Origin of the sequence: Corynebacterium halotolerans YIM 70093 = DSM 44683, assembly GCF_000341345.1 — a bacterium.
Taxonomy (GTDB): domain Bacteria; phylum Actinomycetota; class Actinomycetes; order Mycobacteriales; family Mycobacteriaceae; genus Corynebacterium; species Corynebacterium halotolerans.
The window spans coordinates 380,834-404,454 of the sequence record NC_020302.1; the positions used below are offsets into that span (position 1 = coordinate 380,834).

Here is a 23,621-nt window from a genome sequence, read left to right on the forward strand (position 1 = left end):
GGGGGCAGAACCATTGAGCTGTGGACAACCGGCGGGGAGTGGAGAGTTATCCACAGAAGACGGGTGGAAGAGTTGACATTCCACCGTTGTGGTTCTTTCAGGCTGATCCCGGACCAGTCGTGACCATCTGGGCATCAGGTACCGCTTGAACCCTCCCACGGCAGACCCGCTCCGACCGGTCGAATCCGCCTAGGCTGGCGCCCATGGCACAGCTACTGTTCTTCGAGTTCCCGTTCACCGGCCCCTTCGGTGCTGAGGCGGAGACCGCCTACGCGGGCCTGGCCACCGACATCGCCGGTGAGAACGGCCTGATCTGGAAGGTCTGGACCGAGGCGCCCGAGCGCGGCGTCGCCGGAGGCGTCTATCTCTTCGAGGACGCTGAGTCGGCAGCCGCGTACGTGGACAAGCACACCGGGCGGCTGGCCGGATTCGGCATCACGGACATCACCGCGAAGTCGTATGAGGTCAACGAGAAGCTCTCGCTGACCGATCACGCAGTACTCAGGCGCTGAGACGGAACCTGGTTGTCGCCGGTAGCTACCCGCGTGGTCATCAGGCGGAGCGGAATCAGAGAGCCCCGCCACCGTTGCCGAACCTCGGGCACAATGGGCGGCACACGACGACAGGTTATCTCCGCACGTCGTCGGAAAACGTCCACCGACAGGAGGAACACGTCATGACCGAACTTTCCGCCGTTGCCCTCGTCTGCACCCTGACCCCCTCACCGACCCCCTCGAGCAGCGAACTGATGGGCCGCCATGTACTGGAGCAGCTTGAAAAGCACGGGGTGAGCACCTCCTCCGTTCGGGTGGTCGACCACGACGTGAAACCCGGCGTCCAGGTGGACATGGGGCCCGGCGATGAGTGGCCGGCTCTGCGGCAGCGGGTCCTCGACGCCGACATCCTGGTGCTGTCGACCCCCGTCTGGATGGGCCATCCTTCCAGCATCGCCCAACGGGTGATTGAGCGTCTCGACGCCGATCTGGCCGAGACCGACGAGCAGGGCCGGCCGATCATGTACGACAAGACTGCGATCGTCGCCGTGGTCGGCAACGAGGACGGCGCCCACAAGATCATCGCCGACATGTTGCAGGCGCTCAACGACGTCGGGTTCAGCATCCCGGCCCAGGCCGGCACCTACTGGGTCGGCGAGGCCATGCAGAGCGTGGACTACCAGGACCTGGATGAGGTGCCGGAGCCGGTCGCATCGACCACCGCCGGGGCCGCCCGCAACGCGGTGCACCTCGCCCGGCTGCTGCGCGCCGAGCCCTATCCGGCCGGGTAGTGGCTGGTCAGAAAGCCGTTACCGGCGGTTCCTCCTGGGAGAACACGCTCAGCAGGTACACCGCGAAGACCATCAGGTGCGCCGCACCGTGGATCGCGGTCACCCGCCGCCCCGAGAACACCGCCACCGACAGCAGGCCGGTGACCGCCAGCAGCACCAGGTTGGCGGGGGTCTCGGCGAAGATGACCCGCTGGTCGGTGAGCATCGCGATGATCAGCACCGAGGGGATCGTCAGGCCCACGGTGGACACCAGTGCGCCGTGGGTCAGGTTGCTCACGCGCTGAATTTCGCCACTCAGTGCCGCACGCAGGGTGGTGATGGTCTCCGGGAGGAAGACGATCGCGGCGATGATGATGCCGGACAGGGCGACGGGCGCGCCGGCGCGGCCCAGCGCGTCGTCGAGAAGCGCGGCCATGTCGTGGCTGAGCAGCACGATCGGCAGCACGATCGCGATGAGCAGGCCGGCGCGGGTGGCCACCTCGACGCGGTGCTCGGCGATGACCCGCGTGACGGGCGGGCGCGGGGCGACGACGTCCCCCGCTGCGACGAAGCCGACCTCCTGGAAGTCCTCCTTCTGCGCGCCCATCTGGCGCCAGAGGAAGAAGGCGTAGATCGTGACCGTCAGGATGATGATCGGCACCGCCTGGCCGGGGGTGTAGGCGCCGTTCTCGCCGATGACCACGGGCAGGACGAACGCCACGGAGGCCAGGACCACGGTCATCGCCAGGTAGGCGGACACACCCGTGCGGTTGGGTACCAGGTCGCCGTGCTTCAGTCCGCCGATGAGCAGGGCGGCGCCGAGCACCAGATTCAGGATGATCATGCTCACGGCCATCACGGAGTCGCGGGCGATGGTGGTGTGGTCACCGGGGCCGAGCAGGACCGCGGAGATGAGGATGACCTCGATGGCCACGATCGACAGCGTGAGCACGAGCGTGCCGTAGGGATCACCGAGGCGGTGGGCCAGGTGCTCCGCCTGCCGCATGACACCGAAGGCGCACACGACGATCACGGCGACGACCAACCCGAGCAGGGCCCAGAGGACGGGCGTCGGCAGGTGGGTGCCCAGCAGGGAAGCGGCCAGCTTCAGGGCGAGGAACGCACCCCAGCCGAGGATGAGACGGAGGATCACGTCGGGGGTGACCATCGACCCCACGGACGTGGTGGAGGAGACTGACACGGTCATGGAAAAAGTGGCTTTCTCCGGGGCCGTCCCCGCCGGGGCTACCCCGGGGTCAGGTCGTCCTGACCCAGGATTGACGTCCCATGATGGTAGCCAGGAGCGGGTGGGGTGGCAAGCCTGCTCAGCTGGCCACGGACGAGTCCGCGATGCGGACGCTGGCCTTCTCCACGGACTTCGCGGGCTCGAGCAGGCGGGTCGTCCACCGCACGATCACGCCCACCAACAGTGCGGCGGCGACGGTGCCCTCCCGGACGTCGGCCAGGCCGTGGGTGAAGATCAGCGCGAGTGCCACGGCGACCAGCACCAGCGTCGTGTCGAACTGGATCTTCATGGAGCTGAACAGCAGCGGTTTCTTCGCGCCGAAGCGGCGGATGAGCTCATTGCTGATGGTGAGGATGAGCCCCTCGCCGGCCAGCGGGGTGGCGCGTGCCTTGACCTGGAAGGCCACGCCGATGCCGACCAGCACGATGCCCACGGCCACCAGGAGCCATTGCTGCCAGTAGGTGGAGTAGTCGACATCGCGCAGCACCCACAGCCCGACGTCATTGAGGATGCCGAAGATGAACACCACGGGGATCTGCAGCAGCTGAATCGGGGGGAAACGCCTGCGCAGGATGAGGATCTGCGCCAGCACGAACACCAGGTTCATCAGGATCATCAGCGTGCCCACCGACAGGGGGGTGATCACGCTGAGCACGTAGGGGACGCTGGAGATCGGGGTGGTGCCCAGATCGCTGCGGATCGAGAACGCGATGCCCAGCGACATGAGGCTCAGACCGAAGAACAGGACGAGATAACGCATGACCACCTCGGCCACGCGGGATTTGTGAAACATAACACCTCTGAATAAAGAAAAATGTCGGCCGAAACCGGCCGACAGTCCACTTTAGTGTTATCAACACGGAAGTCCATGTCCGTGCGTCACCCGCGTAGCCAACGCTCCAGGGGCCTGAGCAGGGTGATCAGGTGCCGGGCGACGAAACCGACGCCGACGGCTGCGAGGACGGTGCCCTCGCGGACGCCGGCCAGCTCGTGCAGGAAGAGCAGCGACAGGAGGGCGGAGAGGATGACCAGGGAGACGTCGAAGGTGATCTTCAGCGAGCCGAACAGCAGGTACGTCTTCGCTCCGAAGTGGCGGATGAGCGAGTTGCTGATCGCCAGCACGATGCCCTCCCCGGCGAGCGTCAGCGTGTTCGCCGTGATCTGGCAGGCCACCCCGAAACCGACGAAGACGATACCGATGAGCACGAGCACCCACTGCTGCCAGTAGGCGGAGTAGTTGACGCCGTGCAGCACCCAGAGGCCGACGTCGATGAGGAACCCGAAGAGGAAGGCCGCCGGCACCTGCAGCAGCTGGACCGGCTCGAACCGCTTGCGGAGGATGAGGATCTGCGCCACGACGAAGGACAGGTTCATCAGGATGGTCGTCGTGCCCACGGACAGGGGCGCGATGAGGCTGAGCACCAGGGGCAGCGTGGAGATCGGGGTGGTGCCCAGACCGCTCCGGATGGAGAAGGCGATCCCGAGGGCCATGATGGACAGACCGAGGGACAGCAGGAGATAACGCCGGAGATGGCTCCTCGCGCTGCGCTTTTCGGTTTTTCCGGTCTTTTCGATCTTCTCGGTTTTTTCGGTCATGGCACCCCTGATCGGAAACAGCGGCGGACCAGGCGGTCCGCCGTCATTTCAGATTAGAGTGTGCCCGCCGGTTCCGAGCCGGTTCCGGGTAGGTCATCCCCCGAGGTGCGATGTGGGGAGCCACAGGATCTGGGCCGTGTGGTGCTCCAGGTGGCTGATCGGCCCGTCGGGGCAGGGGCCCGGGTAGATCATGATGATGACGTCGCCGACCTCGTTCCGGCAGCCGCGTCATGTCCGGCGGTCCGGGTCGGAGTGGACACCGTGTTCTCCTCGTGCCCGGTGTTTTCCGCCCGTCACTGTGCAGCAGAACAGGTGACGGGGAGGTGGCCGGACATCCCGGGGTATCAGGAGCGGTCGGCCAGCGTGGGCCGGATGGGCCGGGCCAGTTGGGTCATCTCGCGGCGCCCGCGCAGCTCGACGGACTTCATCACGGTCCAGCGGGCCTGCTCGGCCTCGTTGGCGCCGCGCAGCGTGGTGGCGGAGGTCAGCACCCGCCCCGGGGTGTCCTTGGCCAGGTCGGTCAGGCGGGCGGCCTGGTTCACGGCGTCGCCGATGACGGTGTACTCGAAGCGGTCGTGGCCGCCGATGTGTCCGGCGACCACGTGCCCCGCGGCCACCCCGATGCCCGCCTGCAGCTCCATGTCCTTGAGCTCCTGGCGCAGCTCGCGGGCGGCGGTGAGTGCGTGCGACGAGGCGTCGGAAAGCGGCAGGGGGGCGCCGAAGATGGCGAGCGCGGCGTCGCCCTGGAACTTGTTGATGATGCCCTTGTTGCGGTGGACGACCGCGACGACCCGGTCGAAGAACTTGTTGAGCTCCTCGACGACCTCCTCCGGGGTGTGGTTGACGGCGAAGGTGGTCGAACCGATGACGTCGATGAACAGGACGGCGACCTTGCGGTCCTCGCCACCCAGGGTGGGGCGTTCCTCGAGCGCGCGCTGGGCGACCTCGGTGCCGACGTAGCGGCCGAAGATGTCGCGCACCCGTTGGCGCTCCTTCAGGCCGCGCATCATCTCGTTGAAGCCGGCCTGCAGCACGCCGATCTCGGAGCCGTCGTAGATGTCGACCTCGGCGTCGGTGTCGCCGCGGCGCACCCGGTTGATGGCCTCCTGCAGCTCCAGGATGGGATCGACGACGCTCATGATCGACAGGGTCGTGCCGATGAAGCCCGTGATCAGCGCCGTGACCGACAGGGCGACGACCGCCGGCATCAGGTCGCGGGCGTCGTCGGTGAAGAAGCCGTTGCGCTGGCCGAGCATGAGCAGCAGGATGCCGGCCACCGGCACGGCCGTCGTCATCGTCCAGGTCATGCGCAGACGCTGCTTGATGGGCGGCTCCAGGGTCGAGTCCTCGAAGCGGCGGGCGAGGGCCTCCGCGGCGACGGGGCGCACGAGACGTTCGGCCTGCAGGTAGGTCAGCAGCACGACGACCATGCCGGCCAGCGAGGTGCCGATCGCGATGACGAGCGCGACCCGCCAGCTGTCGGGGGCGACGAGGACCACGGCGATGGCGATGCCGATGAGCCACACCACCGCGCACACGAAGGCCTGGTAGCCGGGGATGCGCATGACCAGGTTGCGGACCATGTTCGGGTCGTGTTCGTCGGGACTTCGCTGCCAGTCGAGGACGGGCCGGAAGAGGAAGAACGTGACCACGATGCCGATGACCACCGCGAAGACCAGATACCCCACCCCGATCACGGTCAGGTGGGGGATGTCCGTGGAGAAGGCGCTGAGCTCCGGCAGCGGGATCAGCAGCCGGATGAAGGTCATGATCGCCAACGCCCCGATGACGTTGGAACCGAGCACGAGCGCGGCATACAGGGGCCAGGATGTTCCCCACAGCCATTTCAGCGCACGCAGCAGTCGACTCATGGTTCACCACTTTATCCGTTCCCCGGGGTCCGGCGTGGGCGACGGGTGGGCGCGGGGAATAGGCTGGTCCGGGTGAACACTCCTGCGCTCACCGTGGCCGACCGCCTCGCCGACACCCCGGCCGTCCGCGACACCGTGCTGGCCGCCGCCGCAGCGGCCCGGGCGAAGGTCCGGGGCGAAGCGGCGGAACTGGGCCTGGCCATGTCGCATTCCTGGGTCCTGACGGGCCCGCCCGGCTCCGGACGCTCCATCGTGGCCACCGCCTTCGCCGCCGCCCTGCAGTGCGAGGACCCCGAGGTACTGGGTTGTGGCCGCTGCGGATCCTGCCGCGACGTCTTCGCCGACGCCCACACCGACGTCCTCCACGTGGTGCCGACGGAACTGTCCATCAGCATCGATTCCATGCGCGAGGTGCGCGGCGAGGCGGCGAAGCTGCCGACGATCTCGCCGTGGCGCGTGGTCATCATCGAGGACGCCGACCGGCTCACCGATGCCGCCGCCGACGCGATGCTCAAGACCGTCGAGGAGCCGCCGGAGCACACGGTGATCCTGATGTGCGCGCCGTCGACCGACCCGGAGGACTTTTCGCCGACGCTGCGCTCGCGCTGCCGCCACCTCTACATCCCGTCTCCCTCGGTCGATGAGATCGTGCGCATCCTCGCCACCGAGGTCGGAGCCTCGCCTGACGACGCCCGCCTGGCCGCCGTCGCCTCGCTGCGTCACGTCGGACGCGCGCGCCGACTGGTCACCGACCCCGCCAACCAGAAGCGCCGCGCCGCGATCCTCAACCTCGCCGAGCTGGTCTTCCACCGAGACGAGGCGTTCAAGGCCACCCAGGCGTTCGTGAAGAAGGCGGACAAGGACATCAAGGACGTGCTCGAGGATGAGAACGCCGAGGAGCTCGCCGAGCTGGAACGCGCGCTGGGCAAGGGCGGCCGTGGAAAAGGCACCCAGAAGGCCATGGACGGCAGCGCCGGCGTGATCAAGCAGTTGAAGGAGAAGCAGAAGAAGCGCACGACCCGGCAGATCCGGGATTCCCTGGACCTCGCGCTGGTGGACCTGTCCGGCCTGTACCGCGACGCCCTGATGCTCTCCGTGGGGGCCCAGGTGCAGCTGACCCACCCCGACTTCGAGGGTCTCGCCCGGGACCTGGCCGGCAAGGTCAGCGAAACGGGGTTGGTGGCCTGTCTCGACGCGGTCGCGGCCTGCCGCGAGCACATCAGTCAGAACGTCACCCCGGTCATCGCCTTCGACGGTATGGTCGGCCGCATCCGCAAGGCCTGCGGCGTGTCCTGACCTACATTATGACCTGCGGTTTTTCTGCTTTTGGCCCCGTGCGGTAAGCTGTTTAACTGGTGTAATCACCACGCCGCCTTAGCTCAGTCGGTAGAGCGTCTCACTCGTAATGAGAAGGTCGCGAGTTCGATTCTCGCAGGCGGCTCCACTGAAACCCCGGCTCACGAAGTTGTGAGCCGGGGTTTCTGGTTTCTCTGTGGTCGGCGCGCGGTGGCGCCGTGTTCTCTTCTCCACACGCTCCGGGCCGAAAAGCGGTGCGTCGCCTGTGGCTGTGTGGAGCAGGGGGCACCGTGGCGAGGGGCAGTGTCCTCAAGTCGGTGGAAAACCGGCAGCTGGGCGGAACCGCACTCTTCTCCACACGCTCCGGGCCGAAAACTGATGCGCCGACGGAATCCGTGTGGAGAAAAGGACACCGTGGCCGTCCACGACGCCCCGCAGCGGGGAGCCGGTCAGCGGCCGACCCGGCCCGCGCTCTTCTCCACACGCGCAGAGGCTGAATCAGTCACGCGAGCCGCATCCGTGTGGAGAAACAGACGTCCGTGCCATCCGCGCGAGCCCGAGAACCGGTCGCCCGACGCTCTTCTCCACACGCTCCGGGGCGAAATCGGCCACGCCAGCTGGTCATGTGTGGAGAAACGCGCACCCCACCCCCGCCCGAGCCAGATCAGTCCGAAACCCCTACTTCTTCAGCAGCCTGGGCACGACCTTGCCGGTGGCGTTGCGGGGCAGTTCGTCGATGAAGTGCACGTCGCGGGGGATGGAGTGGTCGGCGAGGTTGTCGCGGACCCAGTCACGGATCGAGTCCTCGGTCAGTGCTGCGCCCTCGGCGTCGTCGGCCCGCACGATCCATACTGCGATGCGCTGGAAAGTCTCGGGGTCGTCGACGCCGGTGGCGAAGGCGTCGGCCACGCCGGGCATGGCGTCGAGGACCTCGTCCACGGAGCGGGGGTAGACGTTCTCGCCGCCGACGATGATCATGTCGTCGATGCGCCCCAGGACGCGCAGCTGCCCATGCTCGTCCAGGTAGCCGAGGTCGCCGATCTGGACCAGGCCGTCAGCCCGGTGGATCGGGATGCCCGGGTTGGTGTAGCCGGTCAGGGTGGTGGAGTTGCGCAGGTAGATCCGGCCCGACGTCCCCACCGGGACCTCGTTGCCGTCGTCGTCGAGGATCTTCAGTTCCGTGCCCACGGCGATCTCCCCGGAGACCGTGGGGTCCTCGGCGAGCTCTTCCATGGACGCCACCGACGCCAGGGTGACCTCGGTGCTGCCGTAGACGTTGCACAGGATCGGGCCGAACCGGTTGATGGTCCCCTTCACCAGCGCGGGGGTCAGCGCGTGTCCGGAGGAGACGATGAACTTCAGGGACGAGGTGTCGTAGGACCCGCCGCCGGGGATCTCCAGCAGCTGCTTGAGGAAGACCGGGGAGGTGAACATCGCCTCGAGCCGGTGGGTGGCGATGTCGTCGAGCACCTGCTCCGGGTTGAAGTGGCGGTGGGTGACGATCGTGGCGCGGGTGGCCAGGGCGATGTTGAGCATGCCCCAGCCCCAGGTGTGGAAGATCGAGGCGTGCAGCTGGATGGGCATGTCACAGTGCCACGGGATCTTCCGGAGGATGCCGGCCAGCACCAGCGGCAGCTTCGGCTCCGGGCGGACCACGCCCTTGGGCACGCCCGAGGTGCCCGAGGACATGAGCACGATCGGACCGTGCTTCGGGAACGCGGGCAGATCGGTCTCGGCGGTCTCCCAGGGCCGGTCCACGATGTCGTTGAGCACCGGCAGATCCTCGTGATCACGGGAGGCGTGCCCCACGATGACGTGGAGGTTGTCGCGGTCCTCGAGGCGGTCGAGGAACTCGTCGTCGATGATGAGGACGTTGATGTCGTTCTCCTCGATGATCCCGGCGAGCTGTTCCGGGGAGGAGCCGACGTTGAGCAGGAAGATCGTGGCGCCGGCGTAGCCCTTGGCCGCCAGCGGGTAGATGATGCCCCGGCCGTTGCGGGCCATCACGCCCAGGCGGAGCTCGTCGAGCCCGAGGGAGACCAGGTGGCGGGCCAGGGTCCGGGAGTTCTCACGCAGCTGGCGGTAGGTCAGCTGGCCGTCGTCGTCGATCAGGGCGACGCGGTGCGGTGTCATCAGGTGGCCCTGCTCCACCTCGCGGGCGGTGGTGAACCAGTAGCGGGCGAGGACGGGGGGCAGCCCCGCCACCGCGGAGGGTCCACCGTCGCCACTGACGATTCCGGACCGGAAGAGTGCGGGGACGAACTGCCCGAGCGCACGGGCGGTGACGGCGGCACTCTTCAGCCTGGTTGAGATGGTCAAGTGGGCTCTCCTTCGGCGTGGCAGGGGCGCGCCGGGCGAACGAACCGACGGCCCCTCGGTTTTCTGTCGTACGGTTTCGCACACGTTACTGTAGTTTCAGCCGCCAAACGTTTTCCACCCCTCTGGTGAGGTACTTCCGGCGGAAACGGTCCTCTGTTTCGGGGAGATCGGGAATGTAACTGTTTTGGCTTACCTGACGATATTCCGAAGTGACATTCCCGCCTGTCTGCGCCAGACTGATTAAATCACCCTGATCACTCCCGCACCATCTGTACCATCAGCCCCAGGGTCTCATCTGTCGATGGCCACCGCGTCCGGCAGGGAGCGTCAGAGAACCGTCCATTGAAGGAGAAGACATGCTGTTGCACGGTGTCGGCCGCCGACTGGCCACGCTACTGGCGGGAATCCTGCTCGTCGTCACGGGGATGGTCGCGGCGTCCGCGCCCGCGGACGCCCAGGAACGCAACCTGGTGATCTTCGGCGACTCGATCATCGCCGACACCCCGTCCCTGGAGTACCTGGCCGAGCGCTTCGGTTCGAGCACCTCCTCGGGCAGCTCCGGTTCCGCGGAGAGTTCGGTGGGGAACTGCGCGACCTCCCCGGACAACTTCGGTGCCCGCGCGGCCCGCAAGCTGAACCTGGCCGCCTGGGACTACTCCTGCCCGGGCACCACGTCAATCTCGCCGGGCACGCAGTTCTCCGCCCAGGTCGACCGCGCCCTGGCCACCGGCGGCCTGACCCCGGCCACCCAGCGCGTCGTCGTGACCACCGGCTTCAACGACACCTACAACAACGACAGTCTCCCGGTCGGCGAGGTCCGCTCCCGTTTCGTCGACGCGATGGCCCCGCAGATCGAGCGCATCAAGGCCGCCGCCCCGAACGCCCGGATCCAGATCGTCGGCTACGCCACCATCACCGACGGTGACTTCGTCTGCCTGGCGCACATCGGCGCCAACATCCACGACCGCACCTTCTTCCCGCGGGTCGGTTACTGGGAGCGGCTGGCCCAGGACATGCAGCACGACCTCGCGCACGCCACCGGCACCGAGTTCGTCGACCTGAAGCCATCCACCGCCGACAACGGCATGTGCGCCCCCGACGACCGCCGCATGTGGGCGGGCCTCATCGACTTCCACGGCGGCCCGGGCAACATGCCCATCCACATCAACGCCCGCGGCCACGAGCACGTCGCGAACGTCATCGCCGCCAGCTGACCCTCCGGTCCGCGCGTAGGGTGGCGGGCAACCGTGCCGCGCGTCCGGGGCGGGGCGCGGCGTCGACAAGCGCTTGCCGACGCCCGCGTCGCGCCGTCGGGACGTGCCCGCGGCACGCCACGCCGACGGACAGGGGCCGACATGAGCACACAGCCGAAGCTGGGCAGCCGCACCGGAAGAATCCTCCACCTCGACGGACTCGAGTTCCGTGACCTCGACGGCGACGGTCAGCTCGCCCCCTACGAGGACTGGCGCGTCCCCGCGGCGGAGCGGGCCGCCGACCTGGTCGCCCGCCTGACCGTGCCCGAGAAGGCCGGGCTGATGGTCATCGGCTCCCACCACCCGGGCTACTCGGAGTTCCTGCCCGAGCCGGAGCCGGGGGAGATCCTCAACCGCCACGACGTGTGGCGCGACCGTAACCCCATCACCGGCCAGGCCTACCCCGAACCGGTGCTGGTGACCTCCTCGACGGACAACGCGGTCAACGCCCGCCACCAGCGCTACCTCATCGTCCGCGACAACCTCGCCCCGCGTGACCTGGCCACCTGGACCAACGCCGTCCAGGAGGTCGCGGAGCGCTCCCGGTTGGGTATCCCGGCCGTCTTCGCCTCCAACCCCCGCAACCACGTCGCGCTCGTCGCGCAGTTCGGCGTCAACGAGTCCGCCGGCGTCTTCTCCGAGTGGCCCGGCGAGCTCGGCCTGGCCGCGCTGCGGGACCCGGAGCTGGTCGAGACCTTCGGCCGGGAGATCGCGAAGGAGTGGCGCGCCGGGGGCATCCACAAGCTCTACGGCTACATGGCCGACGTCGCCTCCGAGCCGCGCTGGTCGCGCTTCAACGGCACCTTCGGCGAGGATCCGGAGCTGGTCTCCGACTACATCACCGCGGTGGTGCGCGGCATGCAGGGCATGGTCCTGACGGGGGAGTCCGTGGCCACCACCATCAAGCACTTCCCGGGCGGCGGCGTGCGCCTCGACGGCCACGACCCGCACTTCGAGTGGGGCCAGACCAACGAGTACCCCACCGACGACGCGCTGGCGACCCACCACCTGCCGCCGTTCCGGGCGGCCGTCGACGCCGGCGCCAGCTCGGTCATGCCCTACTACGCCCGGCCCGTGAACAGCTCCGCGCCGCAGCTGCCCGAGCGGTACTGGCAGGGCCCGACCACCCAGTTCGAGGAGGTCGCCTTCGCCTACAACGCCACCTTCCTCGGGGAACTGCTGCGCACGGACCTCGGCCACACCGGCTACGTCAACTCCGACTCCGGCGTCATCGACGCCATGGTGTGGGGCGTGGAGGAGCTCACCAAACCCGAGCGCTTCGCCGCCGCCGTGCAGGCCGGCACCGACCTCTTCTCCGACATGGCCAGCCCCCGTGACCTGCTCGCGGCCGTCGACGAGGGGCTGCTGGCGGAATCCGCTCTGGACCGCGCCTGCCGACGCCTGCTCACCGAGATGTTCTCGCTCGGCATCTTCGAGAACCCCTACGTCGACGTCGACGACGCCGAGACGGTCATCGGTGGCGAGACCGTCTCCGAACTGGGCGGGCGCACGCAGCGGCGCTCCGTGACCCTGCTGCGCGGCAACGCGGAACTGCTGCCCCTGGACCTGGGGTCCGCGCCGAGGATCCATGCGCTGGTCACCGGCCGCACCCGCAGCGACCAGGTGCAGAGCCGACTCGAGGCGGCGATCGCCAAGGTGTGGCCGACCGCCACGGTGGTCGAGCACCCGGAGGACGCCGACCTCGCGCTCGTATGGGCCCGGCCCGAGATCGCGCTGTTCGAGGACGACCGCGAGGGCGTGCCCCTGTCGATCGACCCGCGGGACAACGGCGTCGACGTCGACCGCATCCAGCACATCGAGCAGACCGTGCCGACGATTCTCGCGGTCAACCTCACCAATCCGTGGCTGCTCGGCGAGATCGAACCGGCCGCCGAGGCGGTGGTGGCCACCTTCGAGATCACGCCGGAGAACCTGCTGGCCTCGCTCGCCGGGCAGGACGGCGGCCCGGCCGGCCGGTTGCCGATGACGCTGCCCGCCTCCTTCAAGGTCGTCGCGGATTCCCCCCGCGACGTGCCCGGCAAGTTCTGCGGCGACGCCTACCCCTACCTCGACCGCGAGGGCGTCTCCTACGGCCACGGGCACGGACTGACGCTCTGAGCGGCGGCGCTCAGGTGTCAGGCGCTCAGGCGGTGGCGCCCTTCAGGGAGAACAGGGCCAGCTCGATGAGGTCGATACGCGGGACCTCGGCCTCGTCCGCCCACCGGTGCGCGAGCTCCGTGTACCTGCCGTAGTCGACCTCGTCGAACCTGGCCGGGTCCGGGTGCGCCCACCCGCTGTGCCGCAGTTCGGCGGCGACGAACCTGTCGATGATCAGGCTCGGATGCCACGGTGCGCCCGCCCCCGAGAAGTACAGGAACTTCGTGAAGAAGGCCGGGCCCAGCCGGGGGATCTTCGACCGGCCCGCGTTGAGGGTGCGGAACGCGCCCACAGGGTCGTCGCCCGCCAACTCCGCGGCCCGCATCAGGTCCCCGGCTCTCCTGTCGGGCTCGGCGGCCACGGCCTCGATGATGAAGGGGAAGTCTGCCCGGACGTCCTGCCTGGTGGAATCCGCGCCCCACGCGAGCGTGTTCCACAGCAGGTCGAGGGCCCTGTCCGCGGAGTCCCGGGCCTCCTCCGCGAGGGTGAAGAGCTGGCCCCGGGAGATCCGCTCGCCGAGGAAGTCGCAGTTCAACTCGTGGGCGGCGAGCAGTTCCTTCAGCCAGGGCAGGTCCACGGCGACGGAATGCTCACGGATCGTGGACCCGTCCTTTCCTTTCAGCCAGTCGGTCACGCGGTCGGGGAGGGGGAGCGTCAGTGGGTTACTCATGCCCAAAGTGTGGCAGAGATCTCATTTGCGTGCAGGGTCGTGAGAGTCGCTCCTCGGCGGGGGCGTCCGCCCTCAACCCCGTTCGGCGCTATTTCTGTCAGATGGCAGGCCAGGGTCGGCGGATTTTCGTTAGGCTCGCGGATGCCGCCAAAAACGCACCGTGAAACATGAGGAGTATCCCCTTGAGCACAACTGTCACCGGAATCATCTCCCGCGAAAAGGGAGCACCGGTAGAGCAGACCGACATCGTCATCCCGGATCCGGGCTCCAACGATGTCATCGTGAAGATCCAGGCCTGCGGCGTCTGCCACACGGACCTGGCCTACCGCGACGGCGACATCGCCGACGAGTACCCCTTCCTGCTGGGCCACGAGGCCGCGGGCGTCGTCGAGACCGTCGGCGACGACGTCACCCACGTCGAGGTCGGCGACTTCGTCGTTCTGAACTGGCGTGCCGTGTGCGGCGAGTGCCGCGCCTGCCGCAAGGGGGATCTGAAGTACTGCTTCAACACCCACAACGCCTCGAAGAAGATGACCCTGACCGACGGTACCGAACTGACCCCGGCCCTGGGCATCGGAGCCTTCGCCGAGAAGACCCTGGTCCACGAGGGCCAGTGCACCAAGGTCAACCCGGACGAGGATCCGGCGGCCGCCGGTCTGCTGGGCTGCGGCATCATGGCGGGCCTGGGCGCGGCCGTCAACACTGGTGAGGTCAAGCGCGGCGAGTCCGTCGCCGTCTTCGGTCTCGGTGGCGTGGGGATGGCCGCTGTCGCCGGCGCGAAGATCGCCGGTGCGACCACCATCATCGCCGTGGACATCGACCCGAAGAAGCTGGACTGGGCGAAGGAGTTCGGCGCCACCCACGTCATCGACTCCTCGCAGCTCTCCGGCGAGGGCGAGGACTCCGAGGTCGTCGCCAAGGTCCGCGAGATCACCGACGGCTTCGGCACCGACGTGGCCATCGACGCCGTGGGCATCATGCCGACCTGGCAGCAGGCCTTCTACTCCCGCGACCACGCTGGCCGCATGGTCATGGTCGGCGTGCCGAATCTGACCTCGCGCATCGACGTCCCGGCCATCGACTTCTACGGCCGCGGCGGCTCCCTGCGCCCGGCCTGGTACGGCGACTGCCTGCCGGAGCGTGACTTCCCGCTCTACGTGGACCTGCACCTGCAGGACCGCTTCCCGCTGGACAAGTTCGTCTCCGAGCGCATCGGCCTCGGCGACGTCGAGGAGGCCTTCGACACCATGAAGGCCGGCGACGTGCTGCGTTCGGTGGTGATCCTGTAATGGCGGGCCTGCGAATCGACCACGTGGAGACCTCCGGGAAGTTCGCCCTCGACGGCGGCGAGTGGGACGTCGACAACAACATCTGGATCGTCGGCGACGACTCCGAGGTCTACGTCATCGACGCCGCCCACGACGCCGCCCCGATCATCGAGAAGGTGGGAAACCGCAAGGTCAAGGGCATCCTGCTCACCCACGGGCACAACGACCACATCACCGTGGCCCCGGAGCTGTCGGAGAAACTCGACGCCCCGATCCTGCTCCACCCGGGTGACGAGATGCTCTGGGACGAGACCCACCATGGTGTCGAGCACGAGACCATGCACGACGGCCAGGTCTTCCAGATCGCCGGCACCGACATGACGGTGCTCAACACTCCCGGCCACTCGCCGGGCTCGGTCTGCCTGTACCTGCCGGAGGCGGGCGAGTTGTTCTCCGGTGACACTCTCTTCCAGGGCGGACCGGGCGCGACGGGGCGGTCCTACAGCTCCTTCGATACGATCATCGAGTCCCTGCAGAAGTCGGTTCTCGACCTGCCGGCCGAGACGATCGTGCGTACCGGCCACGGCGACCACACCACCGTCGGCGCCGAGGCCCCGCACCTCGAGGAGTGGATAAAGCGCGGCCACTGACCCGCCCCGGATCTTCACCGGGAGCCCGGTTGCCGCTGCTAGAGTGACCGGCATGCGAACTCTTGTCACTGGCGGCGCCGGGTTCATCGGCTCCCATCTGGTTGATCTGCTCATCGGTGAGGGCCATGAGGTCGTCGTGGTCGACAACCTCTCCCACGGGAAGCTGACCAACCTGGAGAACGCCCGGGCCGGCGGCACGCTGACCTTCATCGAGGCGGATCTGCTCGACGTCGACTTCGACGCCCTGGTCGCCGAGCACGCCCCCGAGGTGATCTTCCACCTCGCCGCGCAGATCGACGTGCGCAACTCCGTCGACGATCCGCTGCACGACGCGCAGACCAATATCCTGGCCACCATCCGCCTGGCCGAGGCCGCCCGGAAACACGGGGTGCGCAAGGTCGTCCACACCTCCTCCGGTGGGGCGATCTACGGCGAGCCGGAGGGCTTCCCGGTCGGCGAGGACACCCCGGTGGATCCCCATTCGCAGTACGCGGCCTCCAAGTTCGCCGGTGAGGTGTACCTGAACACCTACCGTCACCTGTACGGGCTGGACTGCTCGCACATCGCCCCGGCGAATGTCTACGGTCCACGCCAGGACCCGCACGGCGAGGCCGGGGTGGTGGCGATCTTCAGCCAGCGGCTGCTGGCCAGTGAGCCGACGAAGGTCTTCGGCGACGGGTCGAACACCCGCGACTACGTCTTCGTCGGTGACGTCGTGCGCGCGTTCTACCTGGCGTCGGGGGAGAAGGGCGGGGGGATGCGTTTCAATATCGGCACCGCTGTGGAGACGAGTGACCGGCAGCTGCATTCCCTGGTGGCCGAGGCCGCCGGTGCTGCCGACGATCCGGAGTACGCCCCGGCCCGCCTGGGCGATCTGCCGCGCTCGGCCCTGGACTACGCACGGGCGAGGGAGGTCCTCGGCTGGGAGCCGCTGACCCCGATCGCCGAGGGTGTGGCCCAGACCGTCGACTATTTCCGCCGGGAGGCGTAGCGGGGGTCCGGCCCTGCGGGGCCGGATCTGTCAGAGCTGTGTGGAACCGGTGGAGCCCGCGGAATCGGAGTCCGTGCCGGAGGCGGTGTCGGCGTCGTCGCGTTCGGGTTTGACCGCGTTCTGCAGGGCGACGGCGCGCGCCAGACGCGAGTAGCGCACCTCCAGCTCACGGAAGCGGAACCACGTGGACATGGTGGTGAAGAAGAAGGCGATAACCAGGAAATACAGCAGCAGGTCGGTGCCGCGGTCCACGCCCACCCAGTTCGCGACCACCGTCAGGTCATTGGGGCGCAGCACCGCCCACACCGCCAGGATGACGAACAGCACGAAGCCGAGCTTCACCCCGGCCCGCGCGCGGGCCTTGCGGCGGTTGCTCAGGAAGTAGAACACCAGCGCGAAGGTGGCGACGAGCAGTAGCAGCTGAATGATCGTGGCGGTCACTTAGAGCCTCCTTGCCAGCAGACCGTCGGCGAGGATGTTGACGCCGTTGATGAGCGACTGGCCCTTGCTCATCGAGTATTCGGTGTAGAGGATGTCCACCGGCTCCTCCGCCACGCGCCAACCCTTGTCGGCGATCATGGAGACGATCTCGGAGGCGTGGGACATCCCGTTCATGCGGATGTCCATCTCGTCGGCGACCTTCTTGTTGAAGGCGCGCAGCCCGTTGTGGGCGTCCGAGAGCCCGAGCTTGCGGGTGGTCGGCGACAGCGCCACGACGGTCTTCAGCACGACACGCTTGATCCAGGGCACCTGGTCGTCCTCGGCACGGGGGCGGCCGAAGCGGGTGCCCACGATGATGTCGTAGGGTTCGGTGCGCAGGCGGCCGACCATCGTCAGCACGTCCTTGACCTGGTGCTGACCGTCGGCGTCGAAGGTCACGAAGTACTTCGCGCCGGGCTGTTTCCGGGCGTACTCCACGCCGGTCTGCAGCGCGGCCCCCTGTCCGAGGTTGACCGGGTGGTCGACCAGGTGGGCGCCGGCGGCGTGGATGCGTTCGGCCGAGTCGTCGGCGGAACCGTCGTTGACCGCGACGATGTTCGGGAAGGTGGCGCGGGCGTGCTCGATGACGTCCTGGATGACCGGTCCCTCGTTGTAGCAGGGGATGATCAGCCAGGTGTCCCGGTTGTCGGCGGCACTGGTGGTCTCGTCCATGATGTCATTCATGCTATCCCCCGGACGCGCTCACCGGTGGAACAACCTGCCGTAGACGTGGGTGAGCAGCCCTGCCGGCAACAGCCGGTAGGCGGTGCGCACGACGAGGTTGACCACCGCCCGCGGCCGCGAGATGAGCCCGTAGGACACGAGGTTGCGCTGCATCTGCCGCTCGGCGGCGAACATGCCCTTTCCGGTGCGGCGGGCGAACTGCTCCGGGCTGACACGGAAATAGGTCAGCGGTTCGGACAGGTTGTGGAAGCGCGCGCCGCCAGCGAGCAGACGGGCCCACAGGTCGTAGTCCTCCATGTGGTGGACGTCGCGGTAGCCGCCCGCTTCGACGACGGCGGCGGTGCGCATCATCACCGACGGGTGGTTGACCGGGGAGTTGATACGCAGGTACCGCGTGATCGCGTCGTGGTGCTCGGGGAGAGCACGCACCTTCCCGGCCGCCTCCTCCAGGCTTGCCCCGGCACGGACGGCGGCGTTGTTGAGCTCGGTGACGGAGGTGCCTAGCACATCCAACTCGGGGTGGGCGGCGAACCAGTCCAACTGCCGCGCGAAACGGTCCGCGGCGGCGATGTCGTCGGCGTCGAGACGCGCCACGAAGGTACTGGTGATCGTGGCCATGCCCGCCGCCGACGCGGGCCCGGAACCCTGGTTGCGGGCGAGCACGACGGTACGCGCCTCCGGCCGCTTGTCGACGAACGCGTCGATCACCGCGCGCAGCCGGTCACCGACCGGCCCGTCCTCGACGATGACGATCTCGTCCGCCGGACGGGTCTGCGCTGCCAGCGACTCGAGGGCCTCGGACAGCTCTTCCGGGACGATGCGGTGGTAGACGGTGACGAGGGCGGCCAGCGTGGTCATGATCTCCAGATTCTAGTGGGTCAGTTGGGCCCGGGCGGCTCCCCGCAGCGCGGCGAGATGGACGAGTCCCCCGGCCAGCGGGCCGATGATGAGCGCGACGCACACGCGGCCCTCGAGAGGTAGCGGAAGCAGCAGGACAGCGAGCGCGACCGCCGAGGCCATGATCCATCCGATGACGTAGGAGCGGTGCCGTTCGACAGACAGGGCGGCGATGCCGGTGATCATCAGCGATCCCGTGCACGCAGAAGCGAAGGTGAGCACCGCGAGGATGAGACCGGGGACCTCGTAGCCTTCATCGAAGAAGATTTCGAGGATCCAGGGGCCCACCAGCCAGGCGGCGGCTCCACCCACCACACCGAGGCCGAGCACCGCGGCCACCGGAGTGGCCAGGGCGGAGTACAGATTGCTGCGCTTCTCCACGAAGCGGACGATGAGCGCGGACTGGAAGCGTTGCAGCGGCACGAGGATGGGGGCGCGGGTCAGGGTGACCGCCAGGATGATGCCGGCGACGGTGACGTTGGTGTCCACGTCGGGGCCGGTGGTGGCCGTGATGAACACGGGGAAACCGGTGATCAGCACCGCCGAGGCGCCGGTGGCCAGCATCGCGGAACCCACCCGTCGGGCCAGGGGGGCGCGGTCGACGTCGACCCCGGCCCGCACCGCCTGACGGGCCTCCGCCGAGGAGGCGAGGACGACCAGCCAACTGGCGGCCCCGATCACCGTGATGAGGATGAAGGCGGGCATGCCCCATCCGGCGGCCCACGCGATGACGGCCAGCGCGAGCCGCACGCCCGAATCCAGGGCGATCAGCCCTGCGTAGCGGGTCCACAGCCCCAAGCCGGAGAGGATTCCGGAGAGCACCGCCTGGAAGGTGTAGGAGACCAGCCCGACCGCCATGAACGCGGTGGCGGAGCCGGTGATGCCGGTAACCAGCAACGGCATCCACCAGAAGCCCGTGAGCGCCACGATGAGCAGCGCCCCGAACGCCAGGACGACGCCCAGGCGCCACGGCCTGCCCTCACCCCGCCGGCCGGATTCGCGGGCGGCGGAGACCCCGCGGGTGGTCTCCTGCATCAGGCCGTCGAGGAATCCGGTGCAGGCGAAGAAAAGGCCCCAATAGGCCTGGAACTCCTCGGCCTGCTCGACGTCGAGCGCCCAGGTGGCGATGTAGATGACGACGAAGCCGGACAGTGCGGCGAAGACCGTCGCCAGGGAAAGGGACCTCATCGCCGGGGTTCCGGGAACTCCGGCAGCTCGCGCTGGAACAGCCAGTCGTCCCAGAGCTTCTCGACGACCTCCTGCGGGACGGACTGCGCGTTCGCCTCGGCGAGGACCTCGCGCTTGAGGTCCCGCGGCTCCACGACGGCGTGCCGCCCGGCGGCGACGTAGCGGCGCAGCACCGCGAAGAACGCGGCGTCGCCAAGCAGGCAGCGCAGCGCGTGCACCGTGAGCGCCCCGCGCTTGTACACGCGGTCGTCGAACATGTCCTCCGGGCCCGGGTCACCCAGCAGCAGGTCCTCGGGCTTCTCGGCGAGCTCGTCGTAGAACTCGCGGGCGGAGTCGGCGGCGGGGCGGTCGGCGGAGTGCTCGAACCACAGCCACTCCGCGTAGCAGGCGAACCCCTCGTTCAGCCAGATGTCGTTCCACTGGGCCAGGCCCAGCGAGTTACCGAACCACTGGTGCGACAGCTCATGGGCGATCAGCCGCTCCCAGGCGTGGTCTCCCTCGGCGTGGTTGGACCCGAAGATGGACAGCCCCTGGGCCTCGAGGGGGATCTCCAGCTCGTCCTCGGTGACCACGACCGTGTAGGCGGGGAAGGGGTAGGGGCCGAACAGCCGCGAGTACAGCTCGAGCATGGCCGACTGATCGGCGAACTCGTCGCGAACCAGGTCCTTCAGCTCCGGCGGCGCCCAGGCGCGGACCGGGACCTGGCCCTCGCCGCTCAGGTCGAGCTGCTGGTACTCGCCGACCTGCACCGTGGCGAGATAGCTGGCCATGGGGAAATCGGCCCGGTAGTGCCAGGTGGTGCGGGAGCCGGCGGCCTGCCTGCCGACGAGTTCACCGTTGGCGATGACCACGTAGGGGTTGTCCGCGGACACGCTGATCTCGTAGCGGGCCTTCTCGTCCGGGGTGTCGTCGCAGGGGAACCAGCTGGGCGCCCCATTCGGCTGCGAGGCCACGAGTGCGCCATTCTCGAGTTCCTCCCAGCCGATCTCGCCCCAGGCCGTGCGGAGCGGACGGGGTGAGCCGGCGTAACGGATCTGCAGCTGGAACTCGCTGTCGACCGGAATCTCCTCGGCGAAGGTCAGTCGCAGCTTGTTGTCGGACTGCCGGAACCTGGCTACCCGGGGAGTGAACCCGCCGGAACCCGCGGCGGTGACCTTGCTGACCTTCAGCGACCCCGCCAGGTCGAGGGTCATGGCCTTCAGCGACTTCCAGTTGTCCAGCTGCAGGACCGCCGTGCCGGACAGGTGGTTGGGGCCGACGCGGTAGGCCAGATCCAGGGTGTAGCTCCGGACGTGGAAACCGAGATTGAAGTCGACGCCGGTGTACTCGTCACGGGTGCCGGGGATCGGGGTGGAACGCAGCCTTCTAAACATCGGGAACTGATGTTACCCGCGTTGGCGGGTGGAGCCGGTGGCGAGGGCGCCGACCAGTGGTTCCGGAAGTGGGGCCTGCTTCTCCACACGGTCGGGAGGGTTTCGGCGCGGGGTCGGCGTGGGCGTGTGGAGAAAGGTGCGGTGGGGAGCGCAGGTGTCTGCTTCTCCACACGGTCGGGAGGGTTTCGGCGCGGGGTCGGCGTGGGTGTGTGGAGAAAGGTGCGGTGGGGAGCGCAGGTGTCTGCTTCTCCACACACTCACCCGGAATTCAGCCCGGCGAAACCCCGGCCGTGTGCTCGAAGGAACCCCCGAACCCCCGAACCCCCGAAATAAACCGCAGACCCTTACCCCGCCTACCGCTCCAGCTGCTCGATCAGCCAGGTGTAGATCAGCGACTCAACACGCGCCACCTGCTTGTTGTCGGCCGCGCCGGCGTGGCCGCCCTCGGTGTTCTCGAAGTAGTCGACCGGCTGCCCGACCTTCGCCAGCGCCAGGGCGAACAGCCGGGCGTGCGCGGGGTGGACCCGGTCGTCGCGGGTCGAGGTGGTGACCAGGGCCGGCGGGTAGGGCCGCACCCCATGGTCGACCACGTTGTGCAGCGGCGACCAGGTCTCGATGGCCGCGCGCTCCTCCGCCACGGAGGGGTCGCCGTACTCGGCCATCCAGGAGGCCCCGGCCGACCAGGTGTGGTAGCGCAGCATGTCGGTCAGCGGCACCTGGACGACGGCCGCGCCGAAGTCCGAGGGGTATTTCGTCAGCGCCCCTGAGGTCAGCAGCCCACCGTTGGAGCCGCCCCGGATGCCGATCTGTGCGGGTGCGCAGTAGCCGCGCTCCACGACGTCGGCAAGCACCGCCTGATGGTCCTCCCACACCTTGTGCCGGTTGGTCTTGACCACCTGGGAGTGCCAGTCGGGGCCGAATTCCCCGCCGCCGCGCAGATTGGGCTGGACGAAGAAGTTGCCGCGCTCCAGCCAGGACAGGCCGCGGACCGCGGAGTAGCCGGGCGTCAGGGAGACCTCGAAACCGCCGTAGCCGCCGACCAGCGTCGGGCGCGGGCCAAGCTCGAAGCGACCGGTGATGAAGTAGGGGATCTTCGTGCCGTCGGCGGAGGTCGCCCAGTGCTGCCGGGTCTCGAGACCGTCGGCGTCGAACATCGCGCGTGCCCGCTTCACGGGCGACGGTACCAGGGACTCGGCGAGGTCCAGCCGGTACAGCGTCGTCGGTTCGGTGAAGGAGGAGGTGGTCAACCAGACCTCGTCACCGTCGAGCGGGCTGGTGGCGACCACCCCGGCGGTGACCAGCTCGGGCAGTTCGATGGCCCGCTGCTCGCCGGTCGGCTCCGACAGCTCCACGACCCGTAGCTCGGTCGCGACATCGGTGAGCAGGGTGAGCACCATCTTCCGCTCGGTGAACGCCAGCGACTGCAGCGAGGTGTGCTCCGTGGGCTCGAACACGGCACGCACATCGCGCTCTCCGGCGAGGAAGCGGTCGAGTTCGATCACGCCGAGCCCGCCGGCGGGGATGCCGGCGAATTCCGTGCGCGGCAGGACGAACAGCCACTGCCGCTGCAGGGCCACCTCGCAGTCCTCGGGCACCTCGATCGACTGCAGTCCGCCGCCGGTGTCGACGGCCACCCGCGAGCGGTAGAAGTCCAGCGCCCGGGAGGCGATGATCCGCTCGAAGCCGGGCGTGCGGTCGGCGCCGGCGCCCACGGCGACGTCGTCACGCGAGCCGGTGGTGAACACCTCGGAGGTCTCGACGGCCTCGCCGCGGTGCCAGCGGTGCACGCGCGCCGGGTAGCCGGAGGTGGTCAGCGAACCCTCGCCGGTGTCGGTGCCCACGAGCACGGTGTCGAGGTCGAGCCAGCTGACGTCGGACTTCGCCTCCGGCAGTTCGAAGGGCGACTCAGCCACGAAGGTCCCGCTGCCCAGGTCGAACTCGCGCACCACGGTGGCGTCGGCCCCGCCGCGGGACAGCCGCACCAGTGCGCGGTCGTTGTCCGGGGTGCGCACGTGCGCACCCTTCCACACCCAGCTCTCGTCCTCCGACTCCGCGAGGGCGTCGACGTCGAGGAGCACCTCCCAGTCGATGTCGTCCGTGAGATAGGACTCGAGCGTCGTGCGCCGCCACAGCCCGCGGGGGTGGCCGGCGTCGCGCCAGAAGTTGTAGAGGTGGCCGCCGCGGCGGACGACGAAGGGGATGCGGTCGTCGACGTCGAGGGCGGCGAGGATGCGCCCTCGCAGGTCGGCGCGCCCCACGTGCTTGTCGACGCCCGCCTCGGTGGCGTCGGACCAGCGTTCCGCCCAGGTCAGGGCCTGCGGGTCGTCGATGGTTTCCAGCAGGGCGGGGTCTATGTCATTACTGTCGTGGTAGGTCATATCCCCGGAAGTCTACGTGGCACGCATCCGCGGAGGCCGG

General features: G+C 68.4%; 20 protein-coding genes and 1 tRNA gene. 9 read left to right on the plus strand and 12 right to left on the minus strand.

Features of this window, described 5'->3' with window-relative positions; translation table 11 throughout:
- The first annotated feature begins 203 nt into the window (after window positions 1-203).
- Both A605_RS01790 and A605_RS01795 read left to right on the plus strand, forming a co-directional pair.
- Window positions 204-512 (plus strand): monooxygenase, encoded by a 309-nt coding sequence (locus A605_RS01790; RefSeq protein WP_015399792.1) that lies wholly within the window; start codon window positions 204-206, stop codon window positions 510-512.
- Window positions 513-676: 164 nt separating this feature from the next.
- Window positions 677-1,285, plus strand: a complete 609-nt coding sequence (locus A605_RS01795) for a flavodoxin family protein (protein ID WP_015399793.1) — start codon at window positions 677-679, stop codon at window positions 1,283-1,285.
- A 7-nt stretch (window positions 1,286-1,292) separates the two neighbouring features.
- Here A605_RS01795 and A605_RS01800 read toward each other — a convergent pair whose 3' ends face one another.
- From A605_RS01800 to A605_RS15760, 4 genes are all read right to left on the minus strand, one after another.
- A complete protein-coding gene (locus tag A605_RS01800; protein WP_015399794.1) occupies window positions 1,293-2,471 on the minus strand; it encodes a calcium:cation antiporter in 1,179 nt (392 codons plus the stop codon).
- A gap of 118 nt (window positions 2,472-2,589) precedes the next feature.
- Complete coding sequence (locus tag A605_RS01805; protein ID WP_015399795.1) at window positions 2,590-3,303, minus strand: YczE/YyaS/YitT family protein; 714 nt, start codon at window positions 3,301-3,303, stop codon at window positions 2,590-2,592.
- Window positions 3,304-3,389: 86 nt separating this feature from the next.
- Window positions 3,390-4,106 (minus strand): YczE/YyaS/YitT family protein, encoded by a 717-nt coding sequence (locus A605_RS01810; protein WP_015399796.1) that lies wholly within the window; start codon window positions 4,104-4,106, stop codon window positions 3,390-3,392.
- A gap of 344 nt (window positions 4,107-4,450) precedes the next feature.
- Window positions 4,451-5,977, minus strand: a complete 1,527-nt coding sequence (locus A605_RS15760) for an adenylate/guanylate cyclase domain-containing protein (RefSeq protein WP_015399797.1) — start codon at window positions 5,975-5,977, stop codon at window positions 4,451-4,453.
- 93 nt (window positions 5,978-6,070) lie between these two features.
- Between A605_RS15760 and A605_RS15765 the strand changes: the two genes are divergently transcribed.
- A complete protein-coding gene (locus tag A605_RS15765) occupies window positions 6,071-7,273 on the plus strand; it encodes a DNA polymerase III subunit delta' (protein ID WP_425277961.1) in 1,203 nt (400 codons plus the stop codon).
- Between the two features lie 72 nt (window positions 7,274-7,345).
- Window positions 7,346-7,421 (plus strand) — tRNA-Thr (locus tag A605_RS01825).
- 530 nt (window positions 7,422-7,951) lie between these two features.
- On the opposite strand, the gene A605_RS01830 is transcribed toward A605_RS01825, so the two are convergent.
- Window positions 7,952-9,592 (minus strand): AMP-binding protein, encoded by a 1,641-nt coding sequence (locus tag A605_RS01830; protein ID WP_015399799.1) that lies wholly within the window; start codon window positions 9,590-9,592, stop codon window positions 7,952-7,954.
- 356 nt (window positions 9,593-9,948) lie between these two features.
- Between A605_RS01830 and A605_RS01835 the strand changes: the two genes are divergently transcribed.
- Both A605_RS01835 and A605_RS01840 read left to right on the plus strand, forming a co-directional pair.
- Window positions 9,949-10,806 carry a GDSL-type esterase/lipase family protein gene (locus A605_RS01835; RefSeq protein ID WP_015399800.1) on the plus strand — a complete coding sequence of 286 codons (858 nt, stop codon included), beginning with the start codon at window positions 9,949-9,951 and terminating at the stop codon, window positions 10,804-10,806.
- Between the two features lie 141 nt (window positions 10,807-10,947).
- Window positions 10,948-12,963 (plus strand): glycoside hydrolase family 3 protein, encoded by a 2,016-nt coding sequence (locus A605_RS01840; protein WP_015399801.1) that lies wholly within the window; start codon window positions 10,948-10,950, stop codon window positions 12,961-12,963.
- 25 nt (window positions 12,964-12,988) lie between these two features.
- Here A605_RS01840 and A605_RS01845 read toward each other — a convergent pair whose 3' ends face one another.
- The gene (locus A605_RS01845) at window positions 12,989-13,672 is read right to left on the minus strand and encodes an 8-oxoguanine DNA glycosylase OGG fold protein (RefSeq protein ID WP_015399802.1); all 684 of its coding nucleotides are present in this window, start codon (window positions 13,670-13,672) and stop codon (window positions 12,989-12,991) included.
- A 182-nt stretch (window positions 13,673-13,854) separates the two neighbouring features.
- Between A605_RS01845 and A605_RS01850 the strand changes: the two genes are divergently transcribed.
- From A605_RS01850 to A605_RS01860, 3 genes are read left to right on the plus strand one after another with little or no spacing between them, the layout of a single operon-like run.
- Window positions 13,855-14,961: an S-(hydroxymethyl)mycothiol dehydrogenase gene (locus A605_RS01850; protein WP_015399803.1), complete on the plus strand. Its 1,107-nt coding sequence runs from the start codon at window positions 13,855-13,857 to the stop codon at window positions 14,959-14,961.
- Complete coding sequence (locus tag A605_RS01855) at window positions 14,961-15,590, plus strand: MBL fold metallo-hydrolase (RefSeq protein ID WP_015399804.1); 630 nt, start codon at window positions 14,961-14,963, stop codon at window positions 15,588-15,590. Before A605_RS01850 ends, A605_RS01855 begins: the two co-directional genes overlap by 1 nt.
- Before the next feature lie 52 nt (window positions 15,591-15,642).
- Entirely contained in the window at window positions 15,643-16,581 is a 939-nt protein-coding gene (locus A605_RS01860; protein WP_015399805.1) for an NAD-dependent epimerase/dehydratase family protein, read from the plus strand.
- Between the two features lie 30 nt (window positions 16,582-16,611).
- Here the strand turns inward: A605_RS01860 and A605_RS01865 are convergent, their stop codons facing one another.
- The 6 genes from A605_RS01865 to A605_RS01890 all read right to left on the minus strand — a co-directional run bounded on the left by A605_RS01865 (window position 16,612) and on the right by A605_RS01890 (window position 23,581).
- On the minus strand, window positions 16,612-17,022 hold the full coding sequence (locus tag A605_RS01865) for a DUF2304 domain-containing protein (RefSeq protein ID WP_015399806.1): 411 nt from the start codon (window positions 17,020-17,022) through the stop codon (window positions 16,612-16,614).
- Window positions 17,023-17,745 (minus strand): glycosyltransferase family 2 protein, encoded by a 723-nt coding sequence (locus A605_RS01870; RefSeq protein ID WP_015399807.1) that lies wholly within the window; start codon window positions 17,743-17,745, stop codon window positions 17,023-17,025.
- Between the two features lie 18 nt (window positions 17,746-17,763).
- The gene (locus A605_RS01875; protein ID WP_015399808.1) at window positions 17,764-18,603 is read right to left on the minus strand and encodes a glycosyltransferase; all 840 of its coding nucleotides are present in this window, start codon (window positions 18,601-18,603) and stop codon (window positions 17,764-17,766) included.
- A 12-nt stretch (window positions 18,604-18,615) separates the two neighbouring features.
- Complete coding sequence (locus tag A605_RS01880) at window positions 18,616-19,830, minus strand: polysaccharide biosynthesis protein (RefSeq protein ID WP_015399809.1); 1,215 nt, start codon at window positions 19,828-19,830, stop codon at window positions 18,616-18,618.
- Window positions 19,827-21,203, minus strand: a complete 1,377-nt coding sequence (locus A605_RS01885) for a M1 family metallopeptidase (protein WP_015399810.1) — start codon at window positions 21,201-21,203, stop codon at window positions 19,827-19,829. The genes A605_RS01880 and A605_RS01885 overlap by 4 nt, the downstream gene beginning before the upstream one ends.
- A gap of 353 nt (window positions 21,204-21,556) precedes the next feature.
- Window positions 21,557-23,581 carry a prolyl oligopeptidase family serine peptidase gene (locus tag A605_RS01890; protein WP_015399811.1) on the minus strand — a complete coding sequence of 675 codons (2,025 nt, stop codon included), beginning with the start codon at window positions 23,579-23,581 and terminating at the stop codon, window positions 21,557-21,559.
- Window positions 23,582-23,621: the final 40 nt, after the last annotated feature.

Coding starts and splice junctions, on each gene's coding strand:
- A605_RS01855 (WP_015399804.1), top strand. CDS start 14,961: ATGGCGGGCCTGCGAATCGACCACGTGGAGACCTCCGGGAAGTTCGCC.
- A605_RS01810 (WP_015399796.1), bottom strand. CDS start 4,106: ATGACCGAAAAAACCGAGAAGATCGAAAAGACCGGAAAAACCGAAAAG.
- A605_RS01870 (WP_015399807.1), bottom strand. CDS start 17,745: ATGAATGACATCATGGACGAGACCACCAGTGCCGCCGACAACCGGGAC.
- A605_RS01795 (WP_015399793.1), top strand. CDS start 677: ATGACCGAACTTTCCGCCGTTGCCCTCGTCTGCACCCTGACCCCCTCA.
- A605_RS01890 (WP_015399811.1), bottom strand. CDS start 23,581: ATGACCTACCACGACAGTAATGACATAGACCCCGCCCTGCTGGAAACC.
- A605_RS01880 (WP_015399809.1), bottom strand. CDS start 19,830: ATGAGGTCCCTTTCCCTGGCGACGGTCTTCGCCGCACTGTCCGGCTTC.
- A605_RS01860 (WP_015399805.1), top strand. CDS start 15,643: ATGCGAACTCTTGTCACTGGCGGCGCCGGGTTCATCGGCTCCCATCTG.
- A605_RS01835 (WP_015399800.1), top strand. CDS start 9,949: ATGCTGTTGCACGGTGTCGGCCGCCGACTGGCCACGCTACTGGCGGGA.
- A605_RS15760 (WP_015399797.1), bottom strand. CDS start 5,977: ATGAGTCGACTGCTGCGTGCGCTGAAATGGCTGTGGGGAACATCCTGG.
- A605_RS01840 (WP_015399801.1), top strand. CDS start 10,948: ATGAGCACACAGCCGAAGCTGGGCAGCCGCACCGGAAGAATCCTCCAC.
- A605_RS01845 (WP_015399802.1), bottom strand. CDS start 13,672: ATGAGTAACCCACTGACGCTCCCCCTCCCCGACCGCGTGACCGACTGG.
- A605_RS01790 (WP_015399792.1), top strand. CDS start 204: ATGGCACAGCTACTGTTCTTCGAGTTCCCGTTCACCGGCCCCTTCGGT.
- A605_RS01805 (WP_015399795.1), bottom strand. CDS start 3,303: ATGTTTCACAAATCCCGCGTGGCCGAGGTGGTCATGCGTTATCTCGTC.
- A605_RS01885 (WP_015399810.1), bottom strand. CDS start 21,203: ATGTTTAGAAGGCTGCGTTCCACCCCGATCCCCGGCACCCGTGACGAG.
- A605_RS01875 (WP_015399808.1), bottom strand. CDS start 18,603: ATGACCACGCTGGCCGCCCTCGTCACCGTCTACCACCGCATCGTCCCG.
- A605_RS01800 (WP_015399794.1), bottom strand. CDS start 2,471: ATGACCGTGTCAGTCTCCTCCACCACGTCCGTGGGGTCGATGGTCACC.